The 21,419-nt window shown below is 71.7% G+C and carries 19 protein-coding genes and 1 riboswitch; of the genes, 8 read left to right on the top strand and 11 right to left on the bottom strand.

Translation table 11 applies throughout. The annotated features are described in order from the left end of the window. Positions 1–55 precede the first annotated feature (55 nt). On the bottom strand, positions 56–1,105 hold the full coding sequence (locus ACMTAK_RS44035; protein ID WP_413811344.1) for a PfkB family carbohydrate kinase: 1,050 nt from the start codon (positions 1,103–1,105) through the stop codon (positions 56–58). A gap of 126 nt (positions 1,106–1,231) precedes the next feature. On the opposite strand from ACMTAK_RS44035, the gene ACMTAK_RS44040 reads away from it, so the two are divergent. From ACMTAK_RS44040 to ACMTAK_RS44050, 3 genes are read left to right on the top strand one after another with little or no spacing between them, the layout of a single operon-like run. Further along, positions 1,232–1,981: a DeoR/GlpR family DNA-binding transcription regulator gene (locus ACMTAK_RS44040; RefSeq protein WP_413811345.1), complete on the top strand. Its 750-nt coding sequence runs from the start codon at positions 1,232–1,234 to the stop codon at positions 1,979–1,981. Between the two features lie 47 nt (positions 1,982–2,028). Further along, complete coding sequence (locus tag ACMTAK_RS44045) at positions 2,029–3,375, top strand: 6-phospho-beta-glucosidase (protein ID WP_413811346.1); 1,347 nt, start codon at positions 2,029–2,031, stop codon at positions 3,373–3,375. Between the two features lie 47 nt (positions 3,376–3,422). After that, entirely contained in the window at positions 3,423–6,545 is a 3,123-nt protein-coding gene (locus tag ACMTAK_RS44050; RefSeq protein ID WP_413811347.1) for an alpha-mannosidase, read from the top strand. A 20-nt stretch (positions 6,546–6,565) separates the two neighbouring features. On the opposite strand, the gene ACMTAK_RS44055 is transcribed toward ACMTAK_RS44050, so the two are convergent. The 3 genes from ACMTAK_RS44055 to ACMTAK_RS44065 all read right to left on the bottom strand — a co-directional run bounded on the left by ACMTAK_RS44055 (position 6,566) and on the right by ACMTAK_RS44065 (position 9,440). Beyond that, complete coding sequence (locus tag ACMTAK_RS44055) at positions 6,566–7,492, bottom strand: cobalamin-binding protein (RefSeq protein WP_413811348.1); 927 nt, start codon at positions 7,490–7,492, stop codon at positions 6,566–6,568. Between the two features lie 78 nt (positions 7,493–7,570). After that, the gene (locus ACMTAK_RS44060) at positions 7,571–8,506 is read right to left on the bottom strand and encodes a polysaccharide deacetylase family protein (RefSeq protein ID WP_413811349.1); all 936 of its coding nucleotides are present in this window, start codon (positions 8,504–8,506) and stop codon (positions 7,571–7,573) included. Between the two features lie 46 nt (positions 8,507–8,552). Then, entirely contained in the window at positions 8,553–9,440 is an 888-nt protein-coding gene (locus tag ACMTAK_RS44065; protein ID WP_413811350.1) for a polysaccharide deacetylase family protein, read from the bottom strand. Positions 9,441–9,533: 93 nt separating this feature from the next. On the opposite strand from ACMTAK_RS44065, the gene ACMTAK_RS44070 reads away from it, so the two are divergent. From ACMTAK_RS44070 to ACMTAK_RS44080, 3 genes are all read left to right on the top strand, one after another. Then, entirely contained in the window at positions 9,534–10,433 is a 900-nt protein-coding gene (locus tag ACMTAK_RS44070) for a MurR/RpiR family transcriptional regulator (protein WP_413811351.1), read from the top strand. Between the two features lie 68 nt (positions 10,434–10,501). Then, positions 10,502–10,635, top strand: a riboswitch (cobalamin riboswitch). A 56-nt stretch (positions 10,636–10,691) separates the two neighbouring features. Continuing rightward, positions 10,692–10,913: a CbtB domain-containing protein gene (locus ACMTAK_RS44075; RefSeq protein ID WP_413811352.1), complete on the top strand. Its 222-nt coding sequence runs from the start codon at positions 10,692–10,694 to the stop codon at positions 10,911–10,913. Between the two features lie 21 nt (positions 10,914–10,934). Next, the gene (locus tag ACMTAK_RS44080) at positions 10,935–11,696 is read left to right on the top strand and encodes a CbtA family protein (RefSeq protein ID WP_413811353.1); all 762 of its coding nucleotides are present in this window, start codon (positions 10,935–10,937) and stop codon (positions 11,694–11,696) included. Positions 11,697–11,817: 121 nt separating this feature from the next. Here the strand turns inward: ACMTAK_RS44080 and ACMTAK_RS44085 are convergent, their stop codons facing one another. Then, positions 11,818–12,468, bottom strand: coding sequence for a TetR/AcrR family transcriptional regulator (locus ACMTAK_RS44085; protein WP_413813174.1), 651 nt, complete (start codon positions 12,466–12,468; stop codon positions 11,818–11,820). A 129-nt stretch (positions 12,469–12,597) separates the two neighbouring features. On the opposite strand from ACMTAK_RS44085, the gene ACMTAK_RS44090 reads away from it, so the two are divergent. Then, positions 12,598–14,091 carry an FAD-dependent monooxygenase gene (locus ACMTAK_RS44090; protein ID WP_413813175.1) on the top strand — a complete coding sequence of 498 codons (1,494 nt, stop codon included), beginning with the start codon at positions 12,598–12,600 and terminating at the stop codon, positions 14,089–14,091. An 83-nt stretch (positions 14,092–14,174) separates the two neighbouring features. Here ACMTAK_RS44090 and ACMTAK_RS44095 read toward each other — a convergent pair whose 3' ends face one another. The 5 genes from ACMTAK_RS44095 to ACMTAK_RS44115 are packed head-to-tail and all read right to left on the bottom strand — an operon-like array spanning position 14,175 to position 19,770. Continuing rightward, a complete protein-coding gene (locus ACMTAK_RS44095) occupies positions 14,175–15,683 on the bottom strand; it encodes an ATP-binding protein (RefSeq protein WP_413811354.1) in 1,509 nt (502 codons plus the stop codon). Beyond that, on the bottom strand, positions 15,680–16,384 hold the full coding sequence (locus tag ACMTAK_RS44100) for a response regulator transcription factor (protein ID WP_413811355.1): 705 nt from the start codon (positions 16,382–16,384) through the stop codon (positions 15,680–15,682). Before ACMTAK_RS44100 ends, ACMTAK_RS44095 begins: the two co-directional genes overlap by 4 nt. 46 nt (positions 16,385–16,430) lie before the next feature. After that, on the bottom strand, positions 16,431–17,330 hold the full coding sequence (locus ACMTAK_RS44105) for an ABC transporter permease (RefSeq protein ID WP_413811356.1): 900 nt from the start codon (positions 17,328–17,330) through the stop codon (positions 16,431–16,433). Next, complete coding sequence (locus ACMTAK_RS44110; RefSeq protein WP_413813176.1) at positions 17,327–18,241, bottom strand: ABC transporter ATP-binding protein; 915 nt, start codon at positions 18,239–18,241, stop codon at positions 17,327–17,329. The genes ACMTAK_RS44105 and ACMTAK_RS44110 overlap by 4 nt, the downstream gene beginning before the upstream one ends. Next, on the bottom strand, positions 18,241–19,770 hold the full coding sequence (locus ACMTAK_RS44115) for an MFS transporter (RefSeq protein WP_413811357.1): 1,530 nt from the start codon (positions 19,768–19,770) through the stop codon (positions 18,241–18,243). Before ACMTAK_RS44115 ends, ACMTAK_RS44110 begins: the two co-directional genes overlap by 1 nt. Positions 19,771–20,140: 370 nt before the next feature. Between ACMTAK_RS44115 and ACMTAK_RS44120 the strand changes: the two genes are divergently transcribed. Beyond that, on the top strand, positions 20,141–20,503 hold the full coding sequence (locus ACMTAK_RS44120) for a RidA family protein (RefSeq protein ID WP_413811358.1): 363 nt from the start codon (positions 20,141–20,143) through the stop codon (positions 20,501–20,503). Here the strand turns inward: ACMTAK_RS44120 and ACMTAK_RS44125 are convergent. Continuing rightward, positions 20,461–21,345 carry an NAD(P)H-binding protein gene (locus ACMTAK_RS44125; protein ID WP_413811359.1) on the bottom strand — a complete coding sequence of 295 codons (885 nt, stop codon included), beginning with the start codon at positions 21,343–21,345 and terminating at the stop codon, positions 20,461–20,463. The two genes, ACMTAK_RS44120 and ACMTAK_RS44125, sit on opposite strands and share 43 nt — an antisense overlap. Positions 21,346–21,419 lie beyond the last annotated feature (74 nt).

The following is a 21,419-nucleotide window of genomic DNA, read 5'->3' on the forward strand; positions in this document are numbered from 1 at the left end:
CGTCATGACGGCGCGGCCGGTCACCACGGGGTGGCGGTTGTAACGGCGTGGCCGGTCACAGCGGTGTGGGTGGTGCCTCCGGCGGAGGCGGGCCGACGCCGGCGGGGATCCGGTCGGCGAGGAAGCCGTACGTCCGGCGGAGCTCCTCGGCGCCGGGGTCGGCCACGACCCCGCGCCACCACTCCGCGACGCCGCCCCAGCCGGGCGCCGCCAGTGCTCCGCCGTGGCGGCGGGTGGACAGCCCGGAGGCGAGCACCGCGAAGCGCAGCCGTTCGGCGAGCGGCCACCCGGCCAGGGTGGCGGCGACGAAGCTCGCGCCGAAGACATCGCCCGCGCCCGTCGCGTCCAGCACATCGATGTCGAGCGCGTCGGCGTCGGCGTACTCCCCGGTCTCCTGGTCCACCGCGATCGCCCCGTCCCGGCCGCGGGTGACCACGGCGACCGGCACCAGATCGGTGAGCGCGCGCAGCGCCGCCCGCGGGGTGGCGGTGCGGGTGTACGCCATGGCCTCGGTCTCGTTGGGCAGGAAGGCATGGCACAGGGAGAGCTGATCGAGCAGATCCGTGGACCACCGCTGGGAGGGGTCCCAGCCGACGTCGGCGAAGACCCGGGTGCCGGAGGCGGCGGCCTTGGCGATCCAGTCCTGTGGCTCGGGACCGATGTGCACGAGCGCGGAGCGGGCGGCCGGGGGGTCGCCGATCAGCTCGTCCTGGCCGTACGGGGGTTCCGCGCCGCCGGTGACCAGCGCCCGGTCCGCGCCCAGCGCCAGCGAGACGGTGACGGGCGTGTGCCAGCCGATGGGTGCCGTACGGGACGGCGAGAGGTCGATGCCCTCCTGCCCGGCGAGCACCTCACGGCAGTAGCGGCCGTAGAGGTCGTCGCCGAACACGGCGGCGAGCGAGGTGCGCAGTCCGAAGCGGGCGGCGGTCACCGCGAGGTTCGCGATGCCGCCGGGGCCACTGCCCATGCCCCTGGCCCAGACCTCCTCGCCCGGTACGGGTCCCCGGCCGAGGCCGGTGAAGACCAGGTCGTAGAAGAGCAGTCCGGTGAGCAGGACGTCGGGAGCGGTATCGCCCGGTGACCCGTCGGGGAGCGGCTCGCTCACGAGCGCGTCCTCTCGTCAAGGGTGTGCAAGTTCTGACGTGGATCGTGAGCCACCTGAGCAAACTTTTCAAGACCTAATCAAAAACAAGCATGGAGTTGATTGAAATTGCAGGGTAGTGTGCGCCGCATGCTGGCAGAGCGACGACACCAACTCATCCTGCGGGCGTTGCGCTCCGGTGGCCCCGCATCCGTGACCGACCTCTCCTCAGAGCTGGGAGTGAGCGCCGCCACCGTGCGCCGCGACCTGATCAGACTTGAGGAGGACGGCCTGCTCACCCGGGTCCACGGGGGTGCGGTGGCGGAGGACGGCGATCAGCCCTTCGCCGAGGTCGCCGAGGTCCGGGTCACCGACAAGGACGCCGTGGCGGAGCGCGCCGCATCGATGGTCGAGGACGGCCAGACGGTGCTGCTCGACATCGGCACCACCGCCTATCGCCTGGCCCGGCAGCTGCACGGCCGCCGCCTCACCGTGATCACCAGCAATCTGGTGGTGTACGAGGAGCTGGCGGAGGACACCGGGATAGAGCTGGTGCTGCCCGGGGGCGTGGTGCGCCGTGAGTACCGCTCGCTGGTGGGCTTCCTCACCGAGGACAGCCTGCGCCAATTGCACGCCGACTGGCTTTTCCTGGGCACCAGCGGCGTCCGGCCCGGCGGCCATGTGATGGACACGACCGTGGTCGAGGTCCCGGTGAAGCGGGCCATGATGGCCGCCGCGGAGAAGACGGTGCTGCTCGCGGACGCCGGGAAGTTCCCCGGCCGCGGGATGGCCAAGGTGTGCGGTCCGCAGGACATCGACACCGTGGTGACCAACGCGTCCGCGGATCAGGCCACATGTGCCGTCCTCGCCGAGGCCGGCGTCGAAGTGATCAAGGTCTGACCGCTCCCGGAGCGGACAGCGAGTCGGGACATCTCGGAGGTTCTTCAGTGAGACTGACCATTCTCGGCGGCGGGGGATTCCGGGTGCCGCTGGTGTACGGGGCGCTGCTCGGCGATCGCGGGGAGGGCCGGGTCACCGGCGTGACCCTGTACGACCTGGACGCCGGCCGGCTCTCCGCCATCGCCCGGGTGCTGGCCGAGCAGGCCGCGGACCATCCGGACGCGCCGACCGTGACCGTCACCACCGACCTGGACGAGGCGCTCATGGGCGCCGACTTCGTGTTCTCCGCGATCCGCGTCGGCGGCCTGGAGGGGCGGGCCGCCGATGAGCGGGTGGCGCTGGCCGAGGGTGTGCTGGGGCAGGAGACGGTCGGCGCCGGTGGCATCGCGTACGGGCTGCGCACACTGCCGGTGGTGGACCACATCGCCCGGCGGGTGGCGGCGCTGGCCCCGGACGCCTGGTTCATCAACTTCACCAACCCGGCCGGTCTCGTCACCGAGGCCATGTCCCGCCACCTGGGCGACCGGGTGATCGGCATCTGCGACTCGCCCGTGGGCCTGGGCCGCCGGGTGGCCCGCGCGCTCGGCGCCGAGCGCCCGCGGGACGCGTGGATCGACTACGTAGGGCTCAACCATCTCGGCTGGCTGCGCGGGCTGCACTTCGACGGCCGCGACCAGCTGCCGCGGCTGCTCGCCGACCAGGAGCTGCTGGGCTCCTTCGAAGAGGGCAAGCTCTTCGGCCCGGAGTGGATCCAGTCGCTCGGCGCCGTCCCCAACGAGTATCTGCACTACTACTACTTCAACCGTGAGGCGGTGACGGCGTACCGGGAGGCCCGGCAGACCCGCGGCGCCTTCCTGTGCCGGCAGCAGGCCCGGTTCTACGACGCCCTGCGCGACCCGGCCGCGCCCGCGCTGAGGACGTGGGACGACACCCGGGCCGAGCGCGAGGCCACGTACATGGCGGAGAACCGTGAGGCGGCGGGCGCGGGGGAGCGGGACGAGGAGTCCCTGACCGAGTCCGGCGGCTACGAGAAGGTGGCCCTGGCCCTGATGCGGGCCATCGCCCGCGACGAGCGCACGACGCTGATCCTCAACGTGCGCAACCGCACCACACTGTCCGCCCTGGACGAGGACGCGGTCATCGAGGTCCCCTGCCTGGTCGACGGCAACGGCGCCCATCCCGTGGCCGTCTCCCCGCTCCCCGCGCACGCCACCGGCCTGGTCTGCTCCGTCAAGGCGGTGGAGCGCGAGGCCCTCGCCGCGGCCGCCTCCGGCTCCCGCGCCGCCGCCGTCAAGGCGTTCGCCCTGCACCCCCTCGTCGATTCGGTCGAGGTGGCCCGCCGTCTGGTGGACGCCTACCGCCGGGCACATCCCGGGCTCGCGTACCTCACCTAGCCGCGGCCGACCCCACGCCGTCACCCCAACCCCGAAAAGAGTTCCCCGTGCACGACGAACGCCGCCGCATCGAGGAGCGCGTCGAGCGCGTCCACGACCAGCGCATCAAGCCCGCCGTCTACTCCGCCACCACCCCGCTGACCGTCGAAGCCTGGCAGGCCCCCGGCGAGCCGGTGCCCTTCGCCGAGGCCGAGCGGGCCCCGTACGAGCCGTTCGCGATGGACACGCCGTGGGGTCCGCCGTGGGGCACCACCTGGTTCCGCATGCGCGGACAGGTGCCCGCGGAGTGGGCGGGCAAGCGCGTCGAGACGGTGATCGACCTCGGCTTCGTCGGCGACTGGCCCGGCAACCAGGCCGAGGCCCTGGTCCATCTGCCGGACGGCCAACCCCTCAAGGCCGTCAACCCGCAGAACCAGTACGTGCCGGTGGCCCGCGCGGCCGTCGGCGGCGAGGAGATCCACTACCTGGTGGAGGCCGCCTCCAACCCGGACATCCTGGCCAATGAATTCATCGGCCCCACCCCGCTCGGCGACCGGCTCACCGCGGGCGACAAGCCGCTGTACACGTTCCGGCGCGCCGACCTCGCCATCCTCGACGAGGAGGTCTGGCACCTCTCCCTGGACGTACAGGTCCTGCGCGAGCTGATGCTGGAGCTGGACGCCCACGATCCGCGCCGGCACGAGATCATGACCTGTCTGGACCGGGCCCTGGACGCCCTGGACCTGGACGACATCTCCGGCACCGCCGCCGACGCCCGCGCCGTGCTGAGGACGGCGCTGGACCGTCCCGCGCACGCCAGCGCGCACATCATGTCGGCGGTCGGCCACGCGCACATCGACTCGGCGTGGCTGTGGCCGATCCGCGAGACCAAGCGCAAGACGTCCCGCACCTTCTCCAACGTCACCGCGCTCGCGGAGGAGTACGAGGAGTTCGTCTTCGCCTGCTCACAGGCCCAGCAGTACGCGTGGGTGCGCGACAACTACCCGCAGGTGTGGGCCCGTATCCAGCAGGCCGTCAGATGCGGCCAGTGGGCGCCGGTCGGTGGCATGTGGGTGGAGTCGGACGGCAACCTCCCCGGCGGTGAGGCGATAGCCCGGCAACTGGTCCACGGCAAGCGCTTCTTCATCGAGCACTTCGGCATCGAGACCAAGGGCGTGTGGCTGCCGGATTCCTTCGGGTACAACGCGGCCTACCCGCAGCTGGCGAAGCTCGCCGGGAACGAGTGGTTCCTCACCCAGAAGCTCTCGTGGAACCAGACCAACAAGCTTCCCCACCACTCCTTCTGGTGGGAGGGCATCGACGGCACCCGCGTCTTCACCCACTTCCCGCCGGTGGACACCTACAACGCCGAGTTCTCCGGCAAGGAGATGGCGCACGCGGTGCGCAACTACCAGGACAAGGGCGTGGGCACCCGCTCGCTCGCCCCGTTCGGGCACGGTGACGGCGGTGGCGGCCCCACCCGCGAGATGATGGAGCGCGCCCGACGCCTCGCCGATCTGGAGGGCTCGGCGCGGGTGCGAATCGAGCACCCGGACACCTTCTTCGCCGAGGCGAGCAAGGAGGTCCCCAAGGACCAGGTGTGGTCCGGGGAGTTGTATCTGGAGCTGCACCGCGCCACGTACACCTCGCAGGCCCGCACCAAGCAGGGCAACCGGCGCAGCGAACACCTACTGCGCGAGGCGGAGTTGTGGGCGACGACGGCCGCGCTGCACGCGCCGGGCTACCGCTATCCGCTGCCGGAGCTGGACCGGCTGTGGAAGACGGTGCTGCTGCACCAGTTCCACGACATCCTGCCCGGCTCGTCGATCGCCTGGGTGCACCGGGAGGCCGAGGCCGAGTACGCGCGGGTGGCGGCCGAGGTGCGGGAGCTCACCGAGCGGGCGCTGGACGCCCTCGCCACGACCGGTGACGGGTCGGCCGCCGTGTTCAACACCAGCCCGCGCGACCGTGCCGAGGTCGTCACGGTGCCGCCGGATCTCGCGGCAGAGGGTCAGCGGCTCGCGGACGGTTCGGTGGCCGTGTGGACGCGGGTCCCGGCGAACGGCAGCGCGCCGCTCGTCCCAAAGGGGGCGACCCCGCGGCCGGTCACCGTCGACGGCCGGGTGCTGGACAACGGCCTGGTGCGGGTGGAGCTCGCGGAGGACGGCACCATCGCGTCCGTACGCGACCTGGCGGCCGACCGCGAGGTGCTCGCGCCGGACGCGGCGGGCAACCTGCTCCGCCTCCACAGCGACCTGCCCAACTACTGGGACGCCTGGGACATCGACAAGCACTACCGGAACCGCTACACGGACCTCACCGACGCCGAGTCCATCACGGTGACCGAGGACGGCCCGCTGCTGGGGGCGGTGCGCGTGGAGCGCCACTTCGGCAAGGGCTCGCGGATCGCGCAGACCATCGTGGTGCGGGCGGGCAGCCGCCGTATCGACATCGAGACGGAGATCGACTGGCACGAGGCGGAGAAGATCCTCAAGGCCGCCTTCCCGGTCGATGTACGGGCCGACCACTCCCGCGCCGAGATCCAGTTCGGCCATGTGCAGCGCCCCACCCACACCAACACCAGCTGGGAGGCGGCCCGTTTCGAGGTGTACGGGCACCGCTGGGTGCACATCGGCGAGCCGGGCTACGGGGTCGCGGTGCTCAACGACGCCACCTACGGCCACGATGTCTCGCGCACCACACGGGAGTCGGACGGCGGCACGACCACGACGGTCCGCCTGAGCCTGGTGCGCGCGCCGCGCGTGCCCGACCCGGAGGCCGACCAGGGGAAGCACCGCTTCACCTACGCGCTGCTGCCCGGCGCGACGGTCGAGGACGCCATCGCGGAGGGGTACGCGCTGAACCTGCCGCTGCGCGTCGGCGCCGAGGCCCCGGCGGCCCCCGTGATCACCAGCGACAACCCGGCGGTCACGGTCGAGGCGGTCAAGCTGGCCGACGACGGATCGGGCGATGTGGTGGTGCGGCTCTACGAGTCGCTGGGCGGCCGGGCGCGGGCGGTGCTGCGCACGGGATTCCCGCTCGGCGGGGTCCAGGTCACGGACCTGTTGGAGCGCCCGCCGGCCGAGCGGCCCGCGGAGGTCTCGGCGGTCGGTGAGGACCAACTGGCCGTGGCGCTACGGCCGTTCCAGATCCTCACCGTGCGGCTGACCCCCGCGGCACATGGGTCATGACGTGGTGTCCGGGCCACCGGTCATGACGACCGGGCCGGGAACGGGAGCGCCTCGGCCTCCGTCACCTCGTCCCCGGCCCGTACGCCGTGCAGGAGGTGGGCCAGCACCTCGGCTCCGCGCACCACGCGCGGGCCGGGGCGGTTGAAGTAGGCCGGGCCGTCCAGCACCCAGACCCTTCCGGCCCGTACGGCGGGCAGGTCCGCCCAGCCCGGCAGGCGGGTGAGCAGGTCCGTCTCCCGCAGGGTGCGCTCGGGCGGGAAGCCGCACGGCAGGACCAGCACCACCTCCGGCCGGGCGGCGCGCACCGCCTCCCAGGTCATCGGGCTGGTGTGCGCCCCGGACGCGGCGAGCAGCGGTTCGCCTCCGGCGGTGGCGATCTGGTCGGGGACCCAGTGCCCGGCGGGCCACAGCGGGTCGAGCCATTCGATCGCCACGACCCGGGGCCGGGCCCGGCCCGCCACCGCCTGACGGATCCGTTCGAGGCGGTCGCGCAGATCGGCCCGGCGCCGCTCGGCGCGTTCGCGCACACCGAGCAGCTCGCCCACCGTCACCAGACAGTCCAGTACGTCGTCGAGCGTATGTGGCTCCAGGCTGAGGACGCGGGTATCGGCGTCCAGCAGCCGAACGGCCCGGCTGACCTTCCGGTACGACACGGCGCACACCTCGCACAGGTCCTGGGTGAGCACCACATCGGGGCGCAGGGCCGCCAGCGCCTCGGTGTCGAGGGTGTAGAGCGAGGACCCGGAGTGTGTCGCGCCGCCGACCGCGTCGGAGATCTCCCGGCTGGTGAGGGCGTCCTGGTCGAGACCGGTGGCGGTCACCACGGGGAGGTCCGCCACCGCTTCCGGCGGCCAGTCGCATTCGTGGGTCCGTCCGGCCAGGTGCTCGGCGAGCCCGAGTTCGGCGACGATGTCGGTCGCGGCGGGCAGCAGGGAGACGATGCGCATACCGCGACTGTAGGTGGGTTGTCGGGGACATCGGTGACAGGTGACGCGGTCGGCGGCGCGCCGGTGGTGTTGCCGCCGTCAGATGGCCGCGGCGCGTCGCGGGTCGGTGCGGTGACGTACCTCCTCCGAGGCCCCGGGGTCGTTCGGGCGGTCCAGGGAGCGCCACCACCGCGCCACCTCGGCGCCGGTGGCGAACCACACATCCCGGCGCCGCCGCATGTACGCCAGGAACTCCTCCAGCACCCCGATCCGGCCCGGCTTGCCGATACAGGACGGCTCCAGGGTGATCACACAGCACAGCCCGTAGCTGTGGTACGCGTCGAACTCGGCGCACCAGTCGTCCAGGGTCTGCCCGTATCCGGCGATCCGCACCTGACCGGCGGGGTAGGCCGGTCCGTAGTTGAACATGAAGCGGGGGAAGTCATTGAGCTCCCAGTGGGCCGGAACGTCCACCAGCGGGGTGGCGCCGGGGCCGCCGGCCGGGTGCAGCAGGGTCGGCCGGTCGTCGCCCCGGGCCAGGGAGGTCCAGGTGAAGCCCAGTTCGCCGAGCACCCCGGCGGTGTCGTCGCCGATCTCCGCGGAGGGCGGCCGGAAGCCGGTGGGCCGCCGCCCGGAGATGTCCTCCAGCACCCGCGCGGAACGCTCGATGGCGCGGCGCTGCCCTTCCGCGTCAAGGGTCGCGTAGTCCTCCAGGCCGTCGCCGCGGGAGGCGATCTCATGGCCGCGGGCGGCCACGTCCCGCACCGTCCCGGGGTAGCGCTCGGCCACCGTCGCCGGGATCATCCAGCTGGCGCGGACATCGGCCGCGTCGAGGGCGTCGAGCATCCGGGGAGCACCGCGCTTCGGGCCGTACTCGCCCATGGACAGGGTCTTGGGCCGCTCGTGGCAGGACTCGTCCAGCCGCAGCCAGAACAGCTCCGCGTCGAGGTTGACCGTCACCACGACCGCGCACCGGGCGCCGTCCGGCCAGGGCGGGTTCTCCTCCAGCCGGGGCCGCGCCTGCTCGCTCTTCACCGCGTTCTCCTTCCGTCTCGTCCCTGGCGCTCAGTGGTGGGTCCGCTCAGTGGTGGGTCCGCCACCACTGGGCGATCTGGCTTCCGGTGGCGAACCACACGTCGTCATGGGAGCGGATGTGCTCGATCAGCCGGCGCAGCAGCAGCGCCCGGCTCGGCTTGCCCATGACTTCCGGGTGCATCATCACGACGTAGCAGAGCCCGTAGCGGTAGTAGCCGTCGAACTCCCGCCGCCAGTTGTCCAGGGTGAGTTCGGTGCCGGCGATCCGGTCCTGGCTGCGCGGCTCCGCCGGGACGTCGTTGTAGGCGAACTGGGGGAAGTCGTCCAGCTCCCACTGCGCGGGGATCTCGATGAGGTCGGTGTCGCGCCCGTCGATCCGCCAGCGGTACGGGCGGTCGTCGCCGCGCATGGAGCTGGAGTAGGAGAAGCCGAGATCGCGCAGCAGCTGGGGGCTGTCGGCGCGGAAGTCACCGGAGGGGGTGCGGAACCCCACGGCCGTGGTGCCGGCCACCCGCTGGAAGATCTCCTGGCTGCGCTCGATGAGCGCGCGCTGCTCGGCGATGGACTTGGAGTAGTACAGCTCGTGCATATAGCCGTGATGGCCCAGCTCATGGCCGTGGTCCGCGATGGTCTTCAGCAGGTCGGGCCAGCTCTCGCCGGTCCAGCCGGGGACGAAGAAGGTGGCGGGGACGGGGAAGTCCGCCAGCAGGTCGAGAATCCGGGGGGTGCCCCGGTGCGGGCCGTAGGCGCCGAGCGAGAACAGCCGTGGCGAGCGCCAGATGTCGGGGGCGTGGCCGAGGTTGGCCAGCAGCGCCGGGCCGTCCACGTCGAAGCTCAGCATCACGGCGCAGCGGGCGCCGCCCGGCCACTGGGGGCGGTCGACCGCCCCAGGCCGGGGGCGGTAGCCGGGCGTCGGGGTGGCGGAAGTGGTCATGGAAGGCTCCGTAGTATCTGCTACGAACTTGTCGTGAATGCGACGCGAGGAAAGTAGGATGCGCTACGGACGCACGTCAAGAGAGGGCAACCCATGGAAATGGCGGAGATCCCGGAGGGTGCGCCGCTCCAGCAGCGGGTGGCGGCCGCCTGGCCGCGGCTCGCTCCCGCCGAGCAGAAGGTCGCGGCGTTCCTCAGAGAGCATCCGCAGGAGGTGGGCTTCTCCTCCGCCAGCGAACTCGGCGCGCTCACCGGCACCAGTGACGCCACGGTGGTCCGTACCGCCAAGGCCCTCGGCTACAGCGGCTTCACCGGTCTCAAGCACGCCGTGGCCCGGTCACTCGCCACCTTGATGCGGCCCTCCGCGCGACTGCGCAGCCGCGTCGAGCACATGGCCGGATCCACCGAGGAACTGCTGGACCGGGTCTTCGAGGACGCCGCCGAGGTCATCCACGAGACCCGGCGCAGTCTGCGCGCCGACGCCTTCGCCGCGGCCGTGGAGCGGCTGCTGCCCGCCAAGGAGGTCATGACCTTCGGCGCCGGCCCGTCCGGCATCATCGCCGAGTACCTCGCGCTGAGGCTCAACCGGCTGGGGCTCAAGGCCCGTCACACCGCGGACATGGGCTTCAGGCTGCCGGACGCGCTGGTGCCGCTCTCGGCGGACGACGTCGTGGTGATCTTCGCCCCGGCCCGGCTCTTCAAGGAGATCGAGGTCATCATCGACCACGCCGAGGAGGTGGGCGCCCCGGTCGTCCTGATCACCGACGCCCTCGGCCCGGCGCTCGGCGACCGCGTGGCCGTCACCCTCCTCGCCACCCTCTCCGCCTCCGGGGCCACCCGCGAGACGCTCGGCTCGCTGGCCGTGGTCGATGCCCTGGCCCTGGCCGTGGCCTCCCAGTTGGGCGAGCGCGCGATGGAGACCTCCGAGCTGCTGACCCGCCTCCGGGGCCGCTTCCTGCCGCCCAACAGCCCCCATTACGGCCGCGACGAGTGATGCGTGTGTGTCCTGCCGGGGCCGGCGGCCTGGTACCAGAGAGGCGTCTCACCGGGTGGCCGGTCTTGGCCAGGCATCCGACACGCGGTACCGTCGGTGCGATATCGACGATGGTCTGACGGAAGCCGGTGGGAATCCGGCACGGTCGCGCCACTGTGAACGGACGTATCCGAAGGGGACGTTCCGTGAGTCAGACCCGCAGCCATCGTCTTGTGCACCACCGAGATGGGACGCGAACTCCCTTAGGAGGCCACTGTCATGGCGCAGCATGTCGCGCAGCCGACAGCCACCACTCCCGCCCTCCCCACCACGCTGCCGCTGAAGGCGATAGCTCCCTGGGCCGTCTTCTTCGGCATCCTGATGCTGGTCCTGCTGTACTTCGTCGGCGCCGAGCAGGGCGCCACCGCGGTCGTCTCCGGCTCGGGTGTCCACGAGTGGGTGCATGACGCCCGCCATCTGCTCGGCTTCCCCTGCCACTGACGCGAGGGACGCCGCACCCCCATGAACTCCGCAACAGTGAGAAACCTGCTGGTGCGGGGCATGCTCGCCGGTCTTGGCGCCGGTGTGCTCGCCCTGATCGCCGCTTATTTCCTCGGTGAGCCGAACGTCGACCGCGCGATCGGCTTCGAGGAGGCCCACGCCCCCGCGCATGAGCACGAGGTCGAGATCGTCTCCCGTAGTCTGCAGTCCACCGCGGGCCTGGCCACCGGTGTGCTCATCTACGGGATCGCGTTCGGCGGCATCGCCGCCCTCGCCTACTGCGTCGCCCTCGGCCGCGTCGGCCGCTTCAGCCCGCGGGCCACCGCGCTGCTGCTGTCCGGCTGCGCGCTGCTCGCGGTCTATGTCGTGCCGTTCCTGAAGTACCCGGCCAGCCCGCCCGCCGTCGGCAACGGCGACACCATCGGCAAGCGGACGACGCTGTACTTCCTGATGATGGTGCTCAGCGTGCTCCTGGCGATCGCCGCCACCATCCTCGGCAAGCGGCTCGCCCCGAAGCTGGGCACCTGGTACGCCACCGTCGCCGCGGTGGCCGCCTTCGCTGTCGTCATCGGGCTGGCGTTCGCCTTCCTGCCCGTCATCAACGAGGTCCCGGCGGACTTCCCGGCCACCGTCCTGTGGCGGTTCCGGCTGTCCGCCCTCGCCATGCAGCTGATCCTCTGGGGTGGCTTCGGCCTCCTCTTCGGCGAACTCGCCGAGCGGATGCTGAACCCCAAGCCCGGGAAGGCCGAGGAGAGCCGGGCGATGGCGGCCGCCCCGAACTGACCACACCGAGACGCACGAGGGCCCGCGGAGAAATCCGGGGCCCTCTCGCGTTGTGAGGCCACCCGACGGCCTGAGCTGAGAGCCTGGCGCCCCGGAGGCACCCGTGCGGGGCGGCCCGGAGTCACTTCCGCGGGGGCAGGTGCCGCAGTCCGTTCTCCAGCAGCGCGAACGCGTGCTCCGCGTCGGCCACCGCACCCGGGTAGCGCTCGTCGGCCGGCTCCCCGTACGTCACGCGTGCGGTGTTGTCCTGTGCCAGCGACCACTGGACCGCGACGATTTGGACGGCGGCCAGCCGCGCGGTGAGTTCCGGGGTGTCCGCCGTCTCCCGCAGGGCTTCCGCGAGCGCGCGTTCGGCACCTGCCTTGAACCGCTCCATCCGGGCCACCAGCGAGGGTGTGTCGAGGATCATCCGGGTGAGCTCGAGGATCTGGGGATGGTCGTTGAGCCCGGTGATCGGGTCCCGTTCGCGCAGGCCCTTGAAGAAGTGCTCGCGCAGTGCGGTCAGCGGGGTGGTGCGGGGCGGGCGGGCCCGTACGACGCGGGCACTTTCGGTCTCGTGGTCGGCGAGGCGGTGCACCACGAGGTCCTCCTTCGCCGGGAAGTAGGCGAAGAGCGTGCGCTTGGACACCTCGGCCGCCTCGGCCACCTGGGCCACCGAGACCTGGTTGAAGCCGTGTTCGAGGAAGAGCGTGATCGCCGCCTCGGAGATCGCCGCGTGGGTCCGCTGCTTCTTCCGCTCCCGTAGCCCTGGCTTGCCGTCCACGACGACCACCGTAGCAGAGCAGTTGCCCTCAGGAGATTTCTGCACCTGGTATACATGTAGTCCGAGGCGAGAAATCGAGGAGGGGTGACCGTGCCGACGGAGAAGACGGAGAAGACGGAGATGGCGGGGACGATGGAGATGGCAGAGGGCGCGACCGACGTCGTCATCGCGGGCGCCGGCCCCACCGGGCTGATGCTGGCGTACGAGCTGGCGCTGGCCGGGGCCGAGACCCTGGTGCTGGAGAAGCTGGACCAGCGCATCGAGCAGGTGAAGGGCGGTGCCATCCAGCCCCGTACGGCCGAACTGCTGGAGTCGCGCGGGCTGTTGGAGCCGATGCTGCGGCGGGCCACCCCGCGTGGCCCGGTGGGCGGGAACTTCGCGCTGCTGCCCGTGCCCTTGGACTGCACCCCCTGGCAGACCAGGCACAACGGCGTGATCGGCATCCCTCAGTGGAAGATCGAGGAGGTGCTCGAGGAGCGGGCGATCGCCGCGGGCGCGCGGGTTCTGCGCTCCGCCGCCGTCTCGAAGGTCGAGTCGGACGAGGACGGCGTGGTCGTGACGGCGGACGGCCTGGAGGTGCGGGCGCGCTATCTGGTGGCGTGCGACGGTGGCCACAGCACGGTGCGCAAACTGCTTGAGCTGCCGTTTCCCGGGCGGGCCGGGACCCATCAGGCGGTGCTGACCGACATCCGGCTGACCGCGGTGTCCTCGCTGGTGCCGAAGCGGATGGGGCACATCAGCACCCTGACCCGTCAGGTGGGCGACTACTGGGCCATGCTGGTCCCGGTCGACGGTGACCTCTACCGCTTCACCTTCGGGCGCGCGGACCAGATGGACACCGCCCGCGACGCCCCCGTCACCCACGAGGAGATCGCCACCGCCCTGCGGGAGGTGTACGGCGAGGAGACCACCCTCGGGGCCGTGGACAACTCCTCGCGCTTCAGCGATGCGACACGCCAGTTGGAGCAGTACCGCGTGGGCCGCGTACTGTTCGCGGGCGACGCCGCCCACATCCATGCGCCGCTGGGCGGCCAGGGGCTCAACCTCGGCATACAGGACGCGATCAACCTGGGCTGGAAACTGGCCGCGGTCATCCAGGACCGGGCGCCGAGCGGCCTCCTGGACAGCTACCACACCGAACGGCACCCGGCCGCGGCCCGGGTCCTGCATCACACTTCGGCACAGCGCGTCCTGGCAAACACCGACCCGAGCGAGGACGTGGCCGCCCTGCGCGACATCTTCATCGACCTGCTGCGCCTGCCCGATGCCAACCGCCATCTCGCGGGGTTGATGTCCGGGCTCTCGCTGCGCTACGAACTGCCCGGCGAACATCCCCTCACCGGGCAGCGGGTGCCGGACGCCGACCTGGTCACCGAGGCCGGTGCCACCCGGCTGTCGGCGCTGTTCGGCTCGGGCCACGCCGTTCTGCTCGATCTGGCCGGAGCCGTCCCGGACGGCCTCAGGCTCCCGCCACGCGTCGACCTCGTCCGGGCCACCTGCGCCGACGACCTGGGCGCCGCCGCCCTGCTCATCCGCCCCGACGGCTATGTGTGCTGGGCGGCGGACACCTCGGCCGAGTGTGACGAGACCCTGCTCGCCACGATCGAAGGCGGGCTGACGAAGGTGCACTGAGCCGGGCGCGTCAGGCCCGTGTCAGCAGCGCCCCGGACATCAGGGCGACGGCACCCCCCCGGCACCCAGCAGGCCGTAGGTGCTCAGTCGTCCAGGGGGAGCAGGACGCGGAACGTGGCGCCCTCGTCCGGGGCCGTATGCACCTCCACCCGGCCGTGGTGGGCCGTCACCAGGGAGCTGACGATCGCGAGGCCGAGCCCCGCGCCGCCGCTCTTGGTACGGCCGCGGGCGTCATCCGCGCGATAGAAGCGGTCGAAGGCGCGGGCGGCCTGCTCCTCGGACATCCCCGGACCCTCGTCGTGCAGCTCCAGCACCGCCACACCGTCCTCGGTGCCGACGCCGATGCGGACCGGAGTGCCGGGCGGGGTGTGGGCCACCGCGTTGCCGACGAGGTTGGAGGTCACCTGGCGCAGTCTCGCCTCGTCGCCGAGCACGGGCGCGCCACCCGGCGGCCCGCCGCCGGGGCCGGTGAGGGTGACGGGGCGCCGTGGATCGAGCGCTCTCAGGTCGTGCAGGGCGTCGACGGCCAGGGTGCGCAGATCCATCGGGGTGGGATGGAGCGGGAGGTCCGCGGCGGCGGCGTACTCGTCGAGGCGGGCGAGCAGCAGCAGGTCCTCCACCAGCCGGACCAGCCGTGCCGCCTCCCGCTCGATACGGCCCATCGCGGCGTCGACATCGGCGCGCTCGGGCATGCCGCCCATCCGGTACAGCTCGGTGAACCCCTTGATACCGAAGAGTGGGGTACGCAGCTCATGGCTGGCGTCCGCGATGAAGCGGCGCATCCGCTCGGCGGCGGCCGCCCGCGCCGCGTCGCTCTCCTCGACCCGGTCCAGCATGCCGTTGAGCGCCATCGCCAGCCGGCCGAGTTCGGTACGGGAGGCGGCCAGCTCCGGGACGCGGCTGGACAGGTCGCCGTCCGCGATGGCCGCCGCGGTGGTCTCGATCCGGCGCAGCGGGCGCAGCCCGGCGCGTACGGCGAACCACCCGGCCCCGCCGAGCAGCGCCAGCACCAGGGAGTCGATGAGCAGCATCCGGGTGCCGAGCTGTCTGATCGTCGCGTCGACCTGGGTGAGGGAGGCCGCGAGGACGACACTGTGGACGCCCCCGGCCTGTTTGTGCTGTTCTTCCGGCGCGTTGAGCGGTACGGCGATCACCCGCCATGCCTCACCGCCGTCGGCGGCCGGGGCCTCGAAGACCCGACGGCCGCGCTCGCCGACGGCCGCCGTGTCGAGCGACGGCAGGGCGGGAGCGCTGTGTGCCGCGGGCCGGATGACCTGCCGCACCCGGCCGTCCGGGCCGAGGGAGGCCAGGTAGACATCGCCGGTCAGCTGCTGCTCCACGGTGTCGCGCACCCGCGATGTCCGATCACCCGCCATGTCGGACGGGTGGGTGAGGCGCGCGGTGACGGTGGCGGCGGTGCGGAGCCGGTTGTCCAGCTGATGCACCAGGTCGCGCTGGAGCAGGACGACGGCCAGGGCGTTGCTGCCGATCAGGGCGACAACGAGCAGCGTCAGGGCGATCGCCAGCAGCCGGCCACGCAGCGAGAGTCGGCCGCGCAGCGAGAGTCGGCCGCGCTCGGGGCTCTGGCTCACCGCGGCGGCCTCCGCAGCACATACCCGGTGCCGCGCACCGTATGGATCAGCTTCGGTTCGCCCAGGTCCACCTTGCGCCGCAGATAGCTGATGTAGGAGGCGACGATGCTGTCGTCGCCCCCGAAGTCGTACTGCCAGACCAGCTCCAGGAGTTGGGACTTCGACAGCACCTGCCCGGCGTTCTCCATCAGCACGCGCAGCAGGCCGAACTCGGTCGGGGACAGCCCCACCGGCTGCCCGCCCCGGATCACCTGATGGCTGTCGGGGTCCAGCTCCAGATCGCCGACGACCAGCCGGCCGTCCGACTGACGGCCGCTGACGCGGCGCAGAATGGCCCGGATGCGCAGGACCAGCTCCTCCAGGTTGAACGGCTTGGTGACGTAGTCGTCACCGCCCGCCCTGAGCCCGCTGATCCGGTCCTCGGGCGCATCGCGGGCGGTGAGGAACAGCACCGGGGGATGGCCCGCCGCGGCGAGCGGATGCCGCCCGCGCAGCCGGTGGACGACCTCGAAGCCATCGATGTCGGGCAGCATCACATCCAGCACGATCAGGTCGGGACGCCGCTCCCGCACCGCGGCCAGCGCCTCTTCGCCGGTCGCGACCGCGACCACGGCGAAGCCCGCCAGCCGAAGACTCGCGGAGAGCAACTCGCGCAGCGTCGGCTCGTCCTCCACCACCAGCAGCCGTTCCGATGCCGTCATCCGTCCCGTCCTCGCCCGATCGTCCGCTCTCCGGCTTCCCGGCCCGTTACGCGTCGCGCCGGCGGAAGACGATGAACGCCGCGGTCAGCAGGGCCCCGACACACCCTGCCATGACGGCGAGCCCGGACCAGGGGGCCAGCAGCGCCGGATCGCGGTGGCCGGTGATGATCTGTCCGCCCGCGATCGGCGGCCAGTACTTCGCCACCCGGTCGCCGAACGCCCCGGGCAACGCGGGTGCGAACGCCTGCACGATCAGCATCGCGCCGAACAGGGTCGTCACCGTCGCCGTCGTGCTGCGGATCACCGCGCCGATCGCGAGGCCGAACAGCGCGGCGAGCGTCAGATAGAGCCCGCCGCCCAGAATGCCGCGCAGCGCCTGAGGATCGGAGAGGCCGAGATGCGGGGCGTCCGCACCCGCCAGCGCCGCCTGCCCCACGAGAAAGCCGCTGAGGGACACCACCAGCCCGACCGGCAGCGCCACCGCGATCAGCACCGTGGCTTTGGCGGCCAGCACCCGGGCCCGGTGCGGTACGGCGGTCAGTGTGCTGACGATCGTGCGGGCGCCGTACTCGGAGGTGATCACCAGGCCACCCAGCAGCCCGAGGGCGATCTGCGCCAGCAGGTAGCCGCGCAGACTGGTGGCGAGCGGGTCGAAGGCGGCCCGGTCGGCGGCCGTCATGGTCGCGTAGTCGCCTCCGGCGGATGTGCCGTTGAGCGAGGCGAGACCCGTACAGAACGCCAGGGTGCCGAGGATGACATAGCCGGTGGACCGCATGGTGCGGATCTTGATCCACTCGGCGTGCAGAGAGTGGCGGAACGTCGCCCGGCCCGCCGGTGCCGGGAGTGTTCGGTGCGCCGGTGCGGGGCGTGTCCGGTGTGCTTGTGGCCGGTCCGGCGTCGGCTCGTGGCCCATCGCCGCGCGGGTGTCCGCGGTGCTTCCGCTCATGAGTCCGTCTCCTTCTCCGTGTGGTACTCGAGGGCATCGCGGGTCAGATCCATGAAGGCCCGCTCCAGCGACGGCTGCCGGGGCGTCAGCTCATGCAGCTCCACTCCGCCCGCCGCGGCCAGTGCGCCGATCCCGGCCGCGTCCATCCCGGTCACCACCAGGCCGTCCGCGCCGTCCGTGCGCACCTCCGCCGCCGGTGCCAGCATCCGCCGCAGCGATTCCACCCGCGGGCCGCGCACCAGGACCTCACGGCCGGAGTGCGCGTCGATGAACGCCGCCATGGCGGTGTCCGCGATCAGCCGTCCGCGGCCGATGACGATGAGGTGGTCGGCGGTGAGCTCCATCTCGCTCATCAGGTGGCTGGACATCAGCACCGCGCGCCCCTCGGCGGCCATCCGCCGCATCAGCCCGCGGATCCAGACGATCCCCTCCGGGTCGAGCCCGTTGAGCGGCTCGTCGAAAACGAGTACCGGGGGATCGCCCAGCAGCGCCGCCGCGATGCCGAGCCGCTGCCGCATGCCGAGCGAGTACGTCCCGGCCCTGCGGCGGGCCACGCCCTCAAGGCCCACCTCCGCCAGGACCGCCGCCACTCGGCCACGGGGGATACCGTTGCAGGCCGCGAGGGCCAGCAGGTGGTGGCGGGCCGTCCGGCTGGGCAGCACCGCGCCCGCGTCCAGCAGCGCGCCGACGGCTCTCAACGGCGCCGGTTGCGCGGAGTACGGGCGCCCGCCAACGGTGGCGGTCCCCGAACTGGCGGCGTCCAGGCCCAGGATCAACCGGAGCGTGGTCGACTTGCCCGCGCCGTTGGGACCGAGGAAGCCGGTCACTTCCCCCGGGCGGACGGCGAACGTCAGGTCGTCGACGGCCACCACCTTGCCGTAGCGCTTGGTCAGTCCGCGTACTTCGATCATCATGACTCCAGAACGGAGGTGCGTGCGCCGCGCCGCCGCGTGCGCAGGAGGATGACAACGACCACGGCGGCGGCGAGGAACGCGCTGGTGGCCATGGCGATGTAACTGTGCACACCCAGCGCCGAGTTCACGGTGTCCCCGTCCACGACCGTGTTGGTGGACTTGAGTACGGCAGAACCCACGAACTTCAGGATCACCGCCCCGGTCGCCACCATCACCATGACCATGCTGGACACCACGCCCTGTCGTTCCGGGGGTGCGAGTGTCGCCGCCATGTTGAAGCCGGATGTCACGAGCGTTCCCGCGGTGAGGCTCAGCAGGAAGGAGCAGACGACCGCGAGAGGGAGCACGGAGTCCCCGAGGAACATCCCGACGGTTCCCACCGTCCCGATCGCCACTCCGCCCGCCAGTGCCGCGGCCGGTCCGACGCGGGTGCTGAGCACCCCCGCCAGGGTGCCGCCGAGCACGATGCCGATCGCCGGTATGCCGTACAGCAGGCCCAGCGCTCCCGGGGCGGCGAGTCCGTACCCGAGGCCCTGATCCGCCGAGACCTTGGCGATCAGGCCGAAGAGGGTGAGCATGCTCTGGTACGCGCCGGTTCCGAAGACGACCACGAGCAGCGTGAGCACCAGCGGCCTGCCGAGGTTTCCGATGTCGATCACGGGCTCGGGAATCCGGCTCGCCACCAGGAACCACCGGGCCAGTGCCGCGGCGCCACCGACGAGGAGGGCGAGCGGGCCCACGGTGAACCAGCCGAACTCCGACCCGAGGCTCACATAGCTGAGCACCGCCGCCAGCCCGCCACCGAGGAGGAGGGCCCCGGCGATGTCGACCTTGCCCGGTGTCCTGATCGCGGACTGGGGAACGAGGCGGTGCACCAGGACCGCCGCGATGGCCGCGAAGATCGCCGACGCCACGAACACACTCCGCCAGCCGAACTCCGCGGCCGTCAACTCGAAGAGGGCGGGCATGACGATGCTGAGGAGCGCGGAGCCGGAGGTCACGACGCCCGTGACGACCATCGCCATGTCCGGTGCGCACATGTCACGGATGAGGGCGACCGTGAGGAACACGGCCCCCACGGCCGCTCCCTGGAGCAGACGGCCGAAGATGAACACCCAGAGGTTGGGGGCGACGAGACACACCAGGGCGCCCGCCAGGGCGGTGATCAACGTCGCCACCAGCACCCTGCGCTTGCCGTGGATATCGGCGCTCTTCCCGAGCAGCGGCGCCCACATCGCTCCCGCCAGCAGCGAGCTGGCGTCGATCCACGCCGACTGATCGGTGCCGAAGTGGTCGAGCATCTCGGGAAGGACGAGGAGCGGTGCGGTGACGACGGTGTCCACCATGGTGTTCACCAGAATCAGGATGGCCACCTGGCCGATGAGCCGTCTGTTCCACCTCGTGTGCTGTTCGCTGCCGAGCGGTCCGGTGTTGGTGCTCGTACTGATGCCGGTGCCGGTGCCGGTGCCGGTGCCGGTGCTCGTGCCGGTGCTCGTGCTGGCGCTGCCAATGCTGCCGTTGGACATGAAGCGCTCTTCCTTCTGTCCCTCTGGACCTGATTGCGGTCGCCCGACGTCGTCGTGGCGGGTGGCATCACAGTGATCCGCTGTTCTGGGACAGCTCTGCACGAGTCTGGGTGTGTGATGTGAACCGGGAGTCCGGCCATGGGGAAACCGGCAGGTCGCGCCAGTCGGTCGACCGGTGATTCACAGAAACTCACAGAATCGGTCGACCGGTCAGCCCTGGTCCGGTTCGGGCAGGCCCGGACCGGTGCGGTGCACCTCGGCCGCCGGAAGCCTCCCCTCGCCGGCCCAGCAGGTGCTGACCCCCCGGGCCACCCGTTCACGGCCGATCTGGCGCGCGCCTGGTCGGCCCTCACGTGAATACGCCGCACCCATGAGTGAGCTGATCGGGATCCCCGCCCCGGACGGGGTCGCGCCCGCCGCCCAGTACTCCCATGTCGTCCAGGGCACCGGGAACTTCGTGGCCCTCTCCGGCCAGATCGCCCTGGACGAGGCGGGCAATATCGTCGGCGAGGGCGACCCGGCGGCCCAGGCCCGCCAGGTCTTCGAGAATCTGCGGCGCTGCCTCGCCGCCGCCGGTGCCACCTTCGACGATGTGACCAAGCTGACGTACTTCGTCACGGACATGGCCCATATGCCGGCCATCCGCGAAGCCCGCGCCGCCCGCATACCCGAGGACGACACGCGGATCGCTTACGGGACGTCGTCGGCGATCCGGTGTCGCAGCTGGTCGTAGGCCCAGGCGGCGAGGGTGGTCGGGGTGGTGGTCCGGAGGGTGCGGGGCTGTTCGGGCACGAAGTCTTCGCGCAGTCCGGTCGACATGCCGAGCACGGCCTCGACCAGGCTCTCGGCCATCCCCGCCCGGCGGAGTCGCGCGCGCATGGCGTCGTCGGTGATCCGCTCGACGGCGATCCGGCGGCCGGTGGCGGCGGTGAGGATGTCGCCGACCTGTCGCCAGGTGAGGTCGGCGGGCCCGTGGACGGCCTGTACGCACCGGCCGGACCAGGCGGGCGCCAGCAGACGGGTGACGGCGACCTCGGCGATGTCGCGGGGCGCCACCCACCCCATGGGCTGGTCGAGCGGCAGGATCACCCGGAGGGTACCGGAACGCAGGGCATCGAGCTCGAATTCGAGATTGGTGAAGAAGTAGGCGCAGCGCAGATGGGTGACATCGACACCCGTGCCGTCCAGAGCGATCTCGGTCTGTGCCAGGCCGTCGATCTCACCGGCACCGTGACGCTTCTCCGCGCCGACGCTGCTCTGGAACACCACGCGGCCGATCCGGTTCTCGGTGACGGCGCGCACCACGCCGTCGGTGGCGCGGGCGTATTCGGCGAGGGGATCGCCGTGGCCGCTGGTCGGGTTCACCCAGAACAGGGCGTCCACATCGCGGGTGGCGGCCACCACCGCGTCGGCGTCGTACTGGTCGACCGGCACCGCGTCCACCTCGTCCCGGACCCCGGGCGCCAGCCGCCCGGGGTCGCGCAGCAGGACACGTGGCCGGACCCCGGCGCGGACGAGTGTGGCGACGACGTGGTGGCCGACGTTTCCGGTCGGGGTGGTGACGGCGATCCGCATGGTTGTTTCCTCTCATCGATGGCTCGACCGCACCCTAGGAACCAAGGCGGCCGGAAGCTGTCCTCCTCTCCTGG

The sequence above is a fragment of the Streptomyces lacaronensis genome, from assembly GCF_047337785.1.
In the GTDB taxonomy this organism is placed as follows: Bacteria; Actinomycetota; Actinomycetes; order Streptomycetales; family Streptomycetaceae; genus Streptomyces; species Streptomyces lycopersici.